General features: G+C 69.5%; 11 protein-coding genes. 2 read left to right on the top strand and 9 right to left on the bottom strand.

Features of this window, described 5'->3' with window-relative positions; genetic code table 11:
• Positions 1-110: 110 nt before the first annotated feature.
• The 7 genes from MKL01_RS26440 to MKL01_RS26410 all read right to left on the bottom strand — a co-directional run bounded on the left by MKL01_RS26440 (position 111) and on the right by MKL01_RS26410 (position 7523).
• Positions 111-935, bottom strand: coding sequence for a succinate dehydrogenase iron-sulfur subunit (locus MKL01_RS26440; protein ID WP_243908138.1), 825 nt, complete (start codon positions 933-935; stop codon positions 111-113).
• 93 nt (positions 936-1028) lie between these two features.
• Positions 1029-2846, bottom strand: a complete 1818-nt coding sequence (sdhA, locus tag MKL01_RS26435) for a succinate dehydrogenase flavoprotein subunit (RefSeq protein ID WP_243908137.1) — start codon at positions 2844-2846, stop codon at positions 1029-1031.
• Positions 2847-2878: 32 nt separating this feature from the next.
• On the bottom strand, positions 2879-3298 hold the full coding sequence (gene sdhD / locus MKL01_RS26430) for a succinate dehydrogenase, hydrophobic membrane anchor protein (protein WP_243908136.1): 420 nt from the start codon (positions 3296-3298) through the stop codon (positions 2879-2881).
• A 10-nt stretch (positions 3299-3308) separates the two neighbouring features.
• Positions 3309-3710, bottom strand: coding sequence for a succinate dehydrogenase, cytochrome b556 subunit (gene sdhC, locus MKL01_RS26425; protein WP_243908135.1), 402 nt, complete (start codon positions 3708-3710; stop codon positions 3309-3311).
• 129 nt (positions 3711-3839) lie between these two features.
• Positions 3840-5141 carry an SLC13 family permease gene (locus MKL01_RS26420; protein WP_243908134.1) on the bottom strand — a complete coding sequence of 434 codons (1302 nt, stop codon included), beginning with the start codon at positions 5139-5141 and terminating at the stop codon, positions 3840-3842.
• A 229-nt stretch (positions 5142-5370) separates the two neighbouring features.
• Positions 5371-5871, bottom strand: a complete 501-nt coding sequence (locus tag MKL01_RS26415; protein ID WP_243908133.1) for a hypothetical protein — start codon at positions 5869-5871, stop codon at positions 5371-5373.
• A gap of 158 nt (positions 5872-6029) precedes the next feature.
• Positions 6030-7523: an AMP nucleosidase gene (locus tag MKL01_RS26410; protein WP_243908132.1), complete on the bottom strand. Its 1494-nt coding sequence runs from the start codon at positions 7521-7523 to the stop codon at positions 6030-6032.
• A gap of 214 nt (positions 7524-7737) precedes the next feature.
• On the opposite strand from MKL01_RS26410, the gene tsaA reads away from it, so the two are divergent.
• On the top strand, positions 7738-8235 hold the full coding sequence (gene tsaA, locus MKL01_RS26405) for a tRNA (N6-threonylcarbamoyladenosine(37)-N6)-methyltransferase TrmO (protein ID WP_243908131.1): 498 nt from the start codon (positions 7738-7740) through the stop codon (positions 8233-8235).
• The gene (locus MKL01_RS26400; RefSeq protein WP_243908130.1) at positions 8232-8948 is read left to right on the top strand and encodes an SGNH/GDSL hydrolase family protein; all 717 of its coding nucleotides are present in this window, start codon (positions 8232-8234) and stop codon (positions 8946-8948) included. Before tsaA ends, MKL01_RS26400 begins: the two co-directional genes overlap by 4 nt.
• A 446-nt stretch (positions 8949-9394) precedes the next feature.
• Here the strand turns inward: MKL01_RS26400 and guaA are convergent, their stop codons facing one another.
• Together guaA and MKL01_RS26390 are read right to left on the bottom strand one after the other, a co-directional pair.
• The gene (gene guaA, locus MKL01_RS26395; RefSeq protein ID WP_243908129.1) at positions 9395-10951 is read right to left on the bottom strand and encodes a glutamine-hydrolyzing GMP synthase; all 1557 of its coding nucleotides are present in this window, start codon (positions 10949-10951) and stop codon (positions 9395-9397) included.
• A 199-nt stretch (positions 10952-11150) separates the two neighbouring features.
• Positions 11151-11570 (bottom strand): hypothetical protein, encoded by a 420-nt coding sequence (locus tag MKL01_RS26390; protein WP_243908128.1) that lies wholly within the window; start codon positions 11568-11570, stop codon positions 11151-11153.
• Positions 11571-11943: the final 373 nt, after the last annotated feature.

Raw genomic sequence — 11943 nt, 5'->3', positions numbered from 1 at the left:
CGGATTCAAATGCGCTGTCCGCAAGGCGCCGGCCCGGCTCGCGGGCCGCCCCGGCGCGAGGAGCCGGCCTTTTCCCCCCGGTGTGACCGGGAGGCCTCACCCCAGTGCGATCAGAGGGTGCGCTCCACCATCATCTTCTTGATCTCGGCGATGGCCTTGGCCGGGTTCAGGTTCTTCGGGCAGGTGTTGGCGCAGTTCATGATCGTGTGGCAGCGATAGAGCCGGAAGGGGTCGTGCAGGGCATCGAGCCGGTCGCCGGTGTTCTCGTCTCGCGAATCGATCAGCCAGCGATAGGCCTGAAGCAATGCCGCCGGGCCGAGGAACTTGTCGCCGTTCCACCAGTAGCTCGGGCACGAGGTGCTGCAGCAGGCGCACAGGATGCATTCGTAGAGACCGTCGAGCCGGGAGCGGTCCTCGGGCGTCTGGCGCCACTCCTTCTCGGGGGCGGGCGTTTCGGTCTGCAGCCAGGGTTCGATGGCGGCGTGCTGGGCGTAGAAATTCGTCAGATCCGGCACGAGGTCCTTCAGGACCGGCATATGGGGCAGCGGGTAGATCCGGATCGCCCCGTCCTTGTCCTTGCGGGTCAGGACCGGCAGGGCGTTGTCCGGGCTCTTGCACTCGTCGATGCCCATCGTGCAGGCGAGCGCGTTCTGCCCCTCGATGTTCATCGCGCAGGAGCCACAGATGCCCTCGCGGCAGGAGCGGCGGAACACCAGGGTCGAGTCGACCTTGTTCTTGATCCACAGCAGCGCGTCGAGCACCATCGGGCCGCAATCGTCGCGGTCGACCTGATAGGTGTCGATCCGCGGATTGGCTCCGTCATCCGGGTTCCACCGGTAGATCTTGAAGGTCTGCACACTCCTGGCGCCGGGAGGGGCCGGCCAGGACTTCCCCTGCGTGATCTGCGAGTTTTTCGGAAGGTTGAACTGAGCCATTGTCTTTGTGTCCGGCAGTATCGGTCAGAACCTGAAACCGGCCTCGAAGGATGCGCGCGCCGGTCGCCGGCGCGTGCATCGGCAATCATGCGCTCAGTACACCCGCGCCTTCGGCTCGATGTACTGGATCTCGTTCGACATCGTGTAGGTGTGCACCGGCCGATAATCGATGTTGACCTGGTGCCGACCCTCGTCGAGCCACGACAGCGTGTGCTTCATCCAGTCCTTGTCGTCGCGGTCCGGGAAATCCTCGCGGGCGTGAGCGCCGCGGGATTCCTTGCGGTTGGCGGCGGATTCCATCGTCACCACCGCCTGGCCGATCAGGTTGTCGAATTCCAGGGTCTCCAGCAGGTCGGTGTTCCAGATCAGCGACCGGTCGGTGATCTTCACGTCGGCGGCGGCGTTCCAGACCTTGTGGATCAGGCCCTTGCCCTCTTCCAGGACTTCGCCGGTGCGGAACACCGCGCAGTTGTTCTGCATGGTCTTCTGCATCTCGGCGCGCAGTTCGGCGGTCGGGGTCGAACCGTTGGCATGGCGGAAGCGGTCGAGGCGCTCGAGCGCCTTGTCGGTGGCACCCTTCGGAAGCTCCATCGCCCGGCCGTTCGGCTCGACGATCTCGGCGCAGCGCTTGCCGGCGGCGCGGCCGAAGACCACGAGGTCGATCAGCGAGTTCGAGCCCAGGCGGTTGGCGCCGTGCACCGAGACGCAGGCCGCCTCGCCGATCGCCATGAGGCCGGGCACCACCGTGTCGGGGTTGCCGTCGCGCAGGGTCAGCACCTCGCCGTGATAGTTCGTGGGGATGCCGCCCATGTTGTAGTGCACGGTCGGAAGGACCGGGATCGGCTCCTTGGTCACGTCGACGCCCGCGAAGATCTTGGCGGATTCCGAGATGCCCGGCAGGCGCTCGTGCAGGATCTTCGGGTCGAGATGGTCGAGATGCAGGTAGATGTGATCCTTGTCCTTGCCGACGCCGCGGCCGTCGCGGATCTCCATGGTCATGGAGCGCGAGACCACGTCGCGGGAGGCGAGGTCCTTGGCGGACGGTGCGTAGCGCTCCATGAAGCGCTCGCCCTCCGAATTGGTCAGGTAGCCGCCCTCGCCGCGGGAGCCCTCGGTGATCAGGCAGCCAGCGCCGTAGATCCCGGTCGGGTGGAACTGCACGAACTCCATGTCCTGGAGCGGGAGCCCGGCGCGCAGCACCATGGCGTTGCCGTCGCCGGTGCAGGTATGGGCGGAGGTCGCCGAGAAGTAGGCGCGGCCATAGCCGCCGGTCGCCAGGATGGTCGTCTGGGCGCGGAAGCGGTGGATCTCCCCGGTGGCCTGGTCGAGGGCGATGACGCCTCGGCAGCGCCCCTCCTCGTCCATGATCAGGTCGAGGGCGAAGTACTCGATGAAGAAGTCGGTCTGGTTCTTCACCGCCTGCCCGTAGAGGGTGTGGAGCATGGCGTGGCCGGTGCGGTCGGCCGCCGCGCAGGTGCGCTGGGCGGTGCCCTTGCCGTAATCGGTGGTCATGCCGCCGAACGGGCGCTGATAGATCTTGCCCTCCTCGGTCCTGGAGAAGGGCACGCCCCAATGCTCCAGCTCGTAGACCGCCGCGGGCGCGTTGCGGACGAGGTACTCGATCGCGTCCTGGTCGCCGAGCCAGTCCGACCCCTTCACGGTGTCGTACATGTGCCAGCGCCAATCGTCCGGGCCCATGTTGCCCAGCGAGGCCGAGATGCCGCCCTGCGCCGCCACGGTGTGGGAGCGGGTCGGGAACACCTTGGTGATGCAGGCGGTGCGCAGGCCGGCCTCCGAGCAGCCCACCGTGGCGCGCAGGCCGGCGCCGCCCGCGCCGACGATCACGACGTCGAAGGCGTGATCGTGGATGGTGTAGGCAGGCCCGCTGCCGTTTGTGCCGTTGACGGCCATGGTCGGCTCCTCGAGATTCGTGATGGCGGGGTTCAGGCCGGCTGTCCGAAGCCGATGCGCAGGACCGCGTAGACGCAGGCGACGGCCACCAGGACCGCGTAGACATTGTTGGCGAACACGGCGACGATCTTGGTCGCCTGCGCGTGCACGTAATCCTCAATCACCACCTGCATCCCGATGCGCATGTGGAGGGTCACCGACAGAAAGGCCAGGATGAGGATGATGGAGACGAAAGGGTTCGCGATCACGTGGACTGCGTCCGCGTAGCCCCGGCCGGCCATCCTGGCGATGATGACCACGAAAGACAGCATCAGGACGGTATTGGTCACTGCGGTGATTCGCTGCAGCCACCAGTGGCCGACGCCGTGATGGGCGACGCCCAGTCCGGCGACGCGGGCGCGCGGGGTCCGGATCGAGACGTGGGTGTCCTGGCGGACCTGTTCCTTGGCCATGCCGACCTCCTCAGCGGACCAGAAGGGCGACCGCCCAGATGACGAGGGTGAGCACAGGCGAGCCGATCAGGGTCATGCGGGACATGGCGAGCCGCTTCTCCCGGTCGAAGCCGATCCCGAAATCCCAGGCGAGATGGCGCAGACCGCCGAGCATGTGGTGCATCAGGATCCAGGTATAGACGAACAGGATCAGGCGCCCGATCAGCGAGCCGAAGAAGCCCGCCACGTAAGAGTAGGCCACCGGCCCCGAAGCCAATGCGACCAGCCAGATCGCCACGAGCGCAGTCCCGCCGTAGAGCGCCGTGCCGGTGATGCGGTGGAACACCGACATCGCCATGGTCCAGGTCCAGCGATAGATCTGGAGATGCGGCGACATGGGCTGTGCCACTGTCGGGCGTGCGGTGGGTGCCATCGGGTTGAAGCCTCGCAGCTGCGAACTGGACCGTCTCTAATCTGGTAGCGCTAGTGGCTGAGGGAGCAAGCCGCAATGCGTCATGCTGCAACGCAATGTGGCGCCCGGGGCGACACCTGCGGGAATCTGTCACTTCAATTGTCCGAGGACGCGCCACCACGCGTAATCGAGGGGGGCCGCCAGCAGCAGCGACACCAGACCGAAGGCGAGGGTCAGCCGCGTCGCGTCCCGGAGGCGGACGCCCCCCAGTTCGCTGGCGAACACGATCGGGGGCGCCTGATACGGGAAGAACAGCGTGGAGTAGCCGATCACCTGCAGCGACACGACCGCCAGGGGCGACAGGCCGCTTCCGGCCGTCATCTCGCTGGCCAACCCGGTGTAGAGCGCGGGCGCGCCGTTGGCGGTCACGAGCAGCGTCAGGACCGTGCTCAGGCCGGTCAGGACGGCGAAGTTCTTCGCCTCCGCCCCCGGCTCCAGCGGCGCCACCGCCAGCATCAGACGGCCGAGGCGTTCGCCGAGTCCAGTCTCGTTCACGAGCGCCACGAGGCCGAGGAGCGCCGCGATATAGAAGCAGGTGCGCAGATTGACCTGCTGGAAGGCCTCGGGTCGCAGCACCCCGATCTTCGGCATCAGGCAGATCACCGCGGCCGCGAGTCCGACCCAGGCGGGCGCGAGCCCGTGCAGGCTGTCGGTCATCCATAGCGCCAGCGTGCAAACGAGGATGGTCGCGAGGCGCCGCTCGGCGCCGGAGGGCGGCGGGAGGGTCGGCAGGCTCTCGGGCGTCCCGGCGATGCGATCGGGGAACAGCCGCACGATCAGGGCCACCAGCATCAGACCCTTCACCAGCGCGAGGACCGGCGCGTGCAGCACGAAGTAGGACAGGTACGAGAGGTGCAGGCCGAGCAGGCGCTCCGCGGAGCCGGCCATCACGAGGTTCGGCACGTTGGCCGGCAGGATCGCCGCCGACAGGATCGGCGTAGCGACGCCCACGGCCAGCACGGCTCCGGTCCGCCCCGGCCGGCCGGCCGCCAGCCCGAAAGCATCGCAGAGCGCCAGCGTGATCGGTAACATCAGGGCGATCCGACCGAGGTTCGACGGCATCACGAAGGCGATGAGGAAGCTCAGCATCACCAGCCCGGCGATGAAGCGACCGTAGGAGGCCGAGAGTCGCAGGGCGAGGGCCCGCGCCATGCGGTCGCCCAACCCCGTGCGGGTCATGCCCTGGCCGACGATCATGCCGGACAGGACCAGCCAGAAGGCGGAGGCCGAGAAGCCGGAGAAGACCGTCCCGGCGCTGCCGAGCCTCAGCAGCATCGCCAGACCGAAGAAGGCCAGAGCCGTGACGACTTCCGGCAACAGCGCCGTGGCCCAGAGGCCCATGCACAGCACGAGCAGGATCGCCGTCGCCGGAACAACCGCCTCCCCGCTCACCAGGACCTCGCAACCACTCGTGGAACGTCGAAGCGCCGCATCCTGACCGCGTTGGAACGGTTCGCAATTCGGGGTTGGTTGACGGAGCCTTCGTCAACGGCGAAGGCTGGGCAGGTCGGAGCCGGCCGTTGCGAGAGCGATGGTCGGGGCGATCCTGTCCCTACGCGAAGGCCCGGCCGGGTGAGGGCCGAGCCTGTCGGGCATCGGGTCGAGCGCGAACGAAGCGTATTCAGTAGCCGTAAGCGGCGCACGCGGCCGGGTCGTAGGCGCCGTACCCATCGTCGTCGGCACATCGATCGTAGCCGTAGCCTCCCAGTCCGTAGCCCACGCCGAGGCCCAGTCCGACACCGGCGAGGCCGTAACCCACGCCGCGCCCGTATCCCCGGCCGGACCCGCGCCCGGCGAAGCCGTGGCCGGCCACACCGCGGTTGCCGATCACGCCCGGCCGCCCGGCGAAACCGCGGCCGGCCGCAGCGAAACCTCCGGTCCGGAGACCGCCGGCGCCGATGCCGGTGGTGCCGAGGCCGGCACCGCGAAAGCCGCCCGCTCCGCCGACGGATCCGCCGACCCGTGCGCCGCCGCCGAAGCCGGCGGACCCGTGGAATCCGCCACCGCCTCCGAACCCACCCCCGTGAAATCCACCCCCGCCGAAGCCGCGGGCATCAGCGCCGCTCGGCAGGAACGCCGCCGCAGCCAGCAGGGCGGTCGAGGCAATCGCGAGACGCTTCATGGGACAGTCCGATTCGACACGAGGGATCTGACTGTCCAATCCTTCGGGGCGCCGGCGTATCCACCCGTGAGCGAAAGGTCGCGGCGCGCCCATCGGTCCCCGCGACGGGCGTCCGGCGAGACGTCGCCGATCGTCCTCGCTGGCTGCGCGTCCAGCCGCTACCGGAACGGCGGCTCGTCGAAGCTCCGCAGCTTGCGCGAGTGCAGCCCGTGCCGGTCGGCGCGGAGCACGTCGAGGGCAGCGAGTCCGACCCGCAGATGCTCGGAGACGGCCCGGTCGTAGAAGGCGTTCGCCGCGCCGGGGAGCTTGATCTCGCCATGGAGCGGCTTGTCCGACACGCAGAGCAGCGCTCCGTAGGGCACGCGCAGGCGGAACCCCTGCGCCGCGACGGTGCCGCTTTCCATGTCGACCGCCACGGCGCGCGATTGGTTGATCCGCCGCCGCTCCTGGCTGAACCGCAATTCCCAATTGCGATCGTCGTAGGTGACCACCGTCCCGGTGCGCAGGCGCCGCTTGAGGGCGTCGGCCTGCTCGCCCGTCACGGACGCGGCGGCGCTCTGCAGCGCGAGCTGCACCTCGGCGAGGGCCGGGACCGGCACGTCCGGGGGCACCAGCTCGTCGAGGATCCGGTCGCGGCGGAAATAGGCGTGCGCCAGCACGTAGTCGCCGATGGTCTGCGACTGCCGGAGGCCGCCGCAATGCCCGACCATCAACCAGCAATCCGGGCGCAGCACCGCCAGATGGTCGGTGATGGTCTTCGCGTTCGAGGGGCCGACCCCGATATTGACGAGCGACGTGCCCTGCAGGGTCCCGTCGGGGCCGCGGGCGACGAGGTGGTAGGCCGGCATCTGGTGGCGATGCCACGGCGAGGCGGCGATCACCGCGGCCGGATCGGCGGTCGCGGCCTCGGCCCGGCTCACCGAGATCCCGCCCGGCAGGACCATGCGCTCGAACCCCTCGGCCCCGGAGGACAGCCGCTCCAGGCCGTGGCGCACGAACTGGTCGACGTAGCGATGATAATTGGTGAGCAGGATCCAGGGCTGGACGTCGCGCCAGTCGCAGCCCGTGTAATGGACCAGCCGCCGCAGCGAGTAGTCGACCCGCACGGCGTCGAACAGCGCGAGCGGCAGGGGCTCGCCGGCGGCGCGGTCGAAGGTCCCGTCGGCGATCTCGTCGCCCACGAGCGACAGGAGCGGCACCGGGAAATAGGTGGCGAGCTCGGCGCCATCGACCGCACGGCCCCGCGCGTCGAGCCCCGCTTCCAGGACATAGGGATAGGGAATCTCCTGTGCGCTCAAGCCCACCTCGAGGGCGATCCCGTAATCGGCGATGAGCGGTTCCAATTGCCGGGTCAGGTAATCCCGGAAGAAGGCCGGATGCGTGATCGTCGTCGCGTAGGTGCCGGCGGCCTGGAGCTTGGCGGTGGCGCGCCGCACCCGCGGCAGAGGTCCGTCGGGCCGGTAGGTGATGCGCAATTCCGGGTAGCGGAAGGCCAGGCGTTCCGTCGAGTCCGGCGGGGGGCCGCCCGCGAGGTAGCGCTCCAGGGCGAGACGCAGGGCCCCGGCCGCGCCCTCGTAGAGGTCCACCAGCCGGTCGATAGCGGTCCCGGCATCCGCCACCGCCTGCATCGGCCGCAATTCCCGCTCGATCATAGTCCCTCCGCACGACGCGGCGGTCCCGGTCGCTTGGCCGACGGGACCGCCCCTAACGCCTTGATCTGACGCGCTCTCCTTCGCCGGATCGGGATCCGGCCGGCGGCGCGTGGTCTCATGTCGGCTCTACACCGCCCGCCGCACTGGGGCGAGATGCGGGCTTGCGGCCGGCCGGCGCATGCCCGAGAACCCGGCCCGGGCGTGGCGAGGACGCATGAGCACGGACGAGTTCGGGACCCGTCCCGGTGAGGAAACAGCGATCCTCCCCACGACCTTCGACGCCGGCCTGTACTTCATCGGCCGGCTGCGCACGCCTTGGACGGCCCGATCCGATTGCCCGAAGAACGGGCTGCAGTCCGACGCGCTCTGCACCGTCGAGGTCGATCCGGCCTTCGCGCCCGGCCTGCGCAACGTCACCGGCTGCACGCACCTGATCCTGCTCTACTGGATGGACCGGGCGACCCGCGGCCTCCTGGTGCAGCGGCCGCGCCACGCGGACGGTCCGCGCGGCACCTTCTCGTTGCGCTCGCCGGCGCGGCCCAATCCGATCGCGCTGGCGGTGGTCGCGCTGATCGGCCGGGAGGACAATAGCCTGCGGGTGCGGGGCCTCGACTGTCTCGACGGCACGCCGCTCCTCGACATCAAGCCCTATTACGCCTCCACGGATGCCCGGCCCGGAGCGCAGGTCGACCGCGCCGGGGCCGAGCCGTGAGGCGCGTCGCGGTCCTGGTCGCCGCCGGGCTCGTGGTGCTGGCGATCGGCGGCCTGGCCGGCTGGCGCCTGCGCCGGCCGGGGGTCGACGCCCGTGCCTACGCGGAGATGCGCCTCGTCGCCGTGCAGGTCAGTCTGGACGAGGCGCCCGCCGACTACGTCTTCTGGGGCGGCGACTCGCAGGTGGAACTGCAGCCCGGGAGTCAGCGGCCGTGCGGCCTCGATCTCGTCAATGGCGGCGTCAGCGGCGCGACGGCCGCCAGCTATGCGCAATACCTCGCGGGCCTGACCTTCAAGGTTCACCCGCGGATCGCCGCGCTGACGATCGGGACCAACGACATCCTGGTCAAGAACAACCCGCAATTGACGAAGCCGACGGAGCAGTTCGAGGCGGCCGCGGAGGAGATCATCAAGCGGTTTCAGTCCCTCAGCCCGCGGGTCGTCGTGACCGCCCTCCCGCCCGTCGGGCGCCAGATCGGCAAGTTCGTCGATGCGCGCGCGGTGACGGAGTATTCCGAGCGGTTGCGGGCCCTGTGCGGGCGCCTCGGTTGCACGTTCGCCGACCCGTTCGCGGCGCTTCGCGACGGCGATAGCGGCTTCGCCAAGCCGGGTGCGTTGCGCGACGGTCTGCATCTGGCGGCGTTCCGGCCGGCACTCCGGGCGCTGGAGCCGGCGCTGTGCCGACAGGAGCCCTCCAGGGAGGCCGTCCCTTAGACCGCGCCGGCAGCGACGCGATGCCTGTGGCGCGACGCGGTCCGAGATAGACGGCGGCTCCGGGGCGCAGGAAAGCCTCGCCTCAGCAGACGGGCCGCCGAGGCCCCTGGATCGTCCGCCCCTCCGTGAAGATCGCGAACGGGTGCGTCCGCCTGCCTCGACCGTCGCATGCGATGCCCACGGCCGAACTCGGCGCTGGCGCGAGGCGATCGTCGCGCGCCTCATGTTGCCGGAGATCGTACGGGTCGGCGAGGGCTGACCGCATCGCCAATCGAGGCGGCGCAGGTGGGAGCGCCGTTCGGGGATCGCCTCGGCGCGACCGGACGCCGGGCGAACTGGACCATCCCGGCGCCCCGCGCCAGATCGGCGATGCGGCCTCGGTGGCCCGGCGGGGCCCATGACCGTCAGCAAGATCGAATTGCGTGCTGTCTCGATCGTGCCAGTCTCTATTCCCACTCGATCGTGCCCGGCGGCTTCGAGGTGATGTCGTAGGTGACCCGGTTGATGCCCTTCACTTCGTTGATGATGCGCGTGGCGACCCGGCCCAGGAAACCCATGTCGAACGGGTAGAAATCGGCGGTCATGCCGTCGACCGAGGTGACCGCGCGGAGCGCGCAGACGTGGTCGTAGGTGCGGCCGTCGCCCATCACCCCCACGGTCTTCACCGGCAAAATCACCGCGAAGGCCTGCCAGATCGTGTCGTAGAGGCCGGCCTGCCGGATCTCATCGAGATAGATCGCGTCGGCCTTGCGCAGGGCTTCGAGCTTCTCGGCGGTGATCGTCCCGGGGCAGCGGATCGCCAGGCCGGGCCCGGGGAACGGATGGCGCCCGACGAAGGCTTCCGGCAGACCGAGTTCCTTGCCCAGCGCCCGGACCTCGTCCTTGAACAGCTCGCGCAGCGGCTCGACGAGCTTCATGTTCATCCGCTCGGGCAGGCCGCCGACATTGTGGTGGCTCTTGATCGTCACCGAGGGACCGCCGGTGAACGACACGCTCTCGATCACGTCCGGATAGAGCGTGCCCTGTGCGAGGAACGCGGCGCCGCCGATCTTGCGCGACTCGGCCTCGAACACGTCGATGAACAGGCGGCCGATGGTCTTTCTTTTGACCTCCGGATCCGAGACGCCCTCGAGCGCCGAGAGGAACATGCCCGACGCTTCGACGTGGACCAGCGGGATGTTGTAATGGTCCCGGAACAGGGCAACCACCTGCTCGGCCTCCCCGAGGCGCAGGAGGCCATGGTCGACGAACACGCAGGTGAGCTGGTCGCCGATCGCCTCGTGGATCAGGACGGCCGCCACCGCGGAATCGACGCCGCCCGACAGACCGCAGATCACCTTCTCGGAGCCGACCTGCGCGCGGATCTTGGCGATGGCCTCCTCCCGGTAGGCGCCCATGGTCCAATCGCCCGTGCAGCCGGCGACATCGCGCACGAAGTTGCGGATCAGCAGGGCGCCGTGGGGCGTGTGCGCCACCTCCGGATGGAACTGCACCGCGTAGTAGTTGCGCGTCGCGTCGGCCACCGCGGCGAACGGGGCGTTCTTCGAGATCGCCACGGTGGTGAAGCCGTCGGGCAGCTTGGTGACCCGGTCCCCGTGGCTCATCCAGACCGGATACGTCTCGCCCTTGTGCCAGACGCCGTTGAACAGCGGGCAATCGGCCAGGATCTCCACCTCGGCCCGGCCGAACTCGGCGTGGTGGCCGCCCTCGACGGCGCCCCCGAGCTGGGCCGCCATGGTCTGCTGACCGTAGCAGATGCCGAAGACCGGAACGCCCGAATCGAACACCACCTGCGGGGCCCGGGGCGAGGCCTCGACGGTCACCGATTCGGGGCCGCCCGAGAGGATCACGCCCTTCGGCTGCTGCTCGCGGAACGCGGCCTCGGCCTTGGTGAAGGGGACGATCTCGCAGTAGACGCCCTCCTCCCGGACGCGCCGGGCGATGAGCTGGGTCACCTGAGAGCCGAAATCGACGATCAGGATCTTGTCGTGGTCGGTGTTCATCGCGGGCGATTATCCGATGACCGGCGCGCGCGCAACGCGCGGCTCCAGGCGGACTGGGGATCGCCGCGCGAGCTATGCGCCGGGATCGTCCGCGCCGCGAACCGCGCCCCCTCGTTTGGCGGGGAAACACGGCGCGGAGCCCTGCAGGCGGCCCGGCCGCACGCGCCGAGCCGGTCCTCGCCTCGGCGCGCGCGGGCGCTCAGTCGAAGTTGCGGACCTTGGCCGAACCGCCGAGGCTGATCGCGGGCTTCGGAGCCGCGCCGGCGAGGCTGACCTTCTTCTGGCCGGGCGGTGTCTTCGCGCGCAGCTGCGGAGCGGCCTCCGGCACCGGCCGCGACGGCTTCAGATGCGCCTGCCCGTGGATCACCGAGCCGATCTCGCCCGCGGCCCGGACGAGGTCGTCGCGCTCGCACGAGCGGGCGACCTTCAAGCCGAGCTTGTGCATATGGCTCTTGCCGTACAGGTAGGCGGCGAGCTGGGCGCGCTTCAAAGGCGGGATCTGCTCCAGGATCAGGGGCAGGTCGAAATCGTCGGCCCGATAGACGGAGCCCAGGACCTCGAGGCTCACCGGGCAATCGACTTCGGGCTCGGCGCCGCTGGTCGGATGCGCTTGGGTCATGGATGCCTCACGGGATTCGATGGATCGGTCACGGTGTCGGATGCCCCGGACTGCGGATCGGGTTCAACCCCGATCGGAACCGCGAGGTTCGCGAGGCGGTCCTGGTCGGCACCGTCGGCCGGGACAGTCTCCGACTTCCAGGCCCCGAGGCAACCCGTGCAGACGGATTCGATGACGGCACGGGCATGGGCCTGCCGTCGCGTGAAGAGCGCCTCCCGGGCGGCGCGGGCGGCCTCCGCATCCGGCAGGGGACGGATATGGAGAATGAGCGGCTCCTGTGCGGTCGCCGGGGCCGCAGCCAGGGCGATCGACCCCAGAACCGCAAGGACGCGCGGGTCGTGACCGCTCGATCGTCTCCGTGCCGACGGCGCAG

It is taken from the genome of Methylobacterium sp. J-070 (genome assembly GCF_022829385.1).
Classification (GTDB): Bacteria; Pseudomonadota; Alphaproteobacteria; order Rhizobiales; family Beijerinckiaceae; genus Methylobacterium.
The sequence above is the reverse complement of the archived record's forward strand: the minus strand, read 5'-3'. Positions and strand labels throughout refer to the sequence as shown.

Coding starts and splice junctions, on each gene's coding strand:
- MKL01_RS26410 (WP_243908132.1), bottom strand. CDS start 7,523: ATGATCGAGCGGGAATTGCGGCCGATGCAGGCGGTGGCGGATGCCGGG.
- guaA (WP_243908129.1), bottom strand. CDS start 10,951: ATGAACACCGACCACGACAAGATCCTGATCGTCGATTTCGGCTCTCAG.
- MKL01_RS26415 (WP_243908133.1), bottom strand. CDS start 5,871: ATGAAGCGTCTCGCGATTGCCTCGACCGCCCTGCTGGCTGCGGCGGCG.
- sdhC (WP_243908135.1), bottom strand. CDS start 3,710: ATGGCACCCACCGCACGCCCGACAGTGGCACAGCCCATGTCGCCGCAT.
- sdhD (WP_243908136.1), bottom strand. CDS start 3,298: ATGGCCAAGGAACAGGTCCGCCAGGACACCCACGTCTCGATCCGGACC.
- MKL01_RS26390 (WP_243908128.1), bottom strand. CDS start 11,570: ATGACCCAAGCGCATCCGACCAGCGGCGCCGAGCCCGAAGTCGATTGC.
- MKL01_RS26440 (WP_243908138.1), bottom strand. CDS start 935: ATGGCTCAGTTCAACCTTCCGAAAAACTCGCAGATCACGCAGGGGAAG.
- tsaA (WP_243908131.1), top strand. CDS start 7,738: ATGAGCACGGACGAGTTCGGGACCCGTCCCGGTGAGGAAACAGCGATC.
- sdhA (WP_243908137.1), bottom strand. CDS start 2,846: ATGGCCGTCAACGGCACAAACGGCAGCGGGCCTGCCTACACCATCCAC.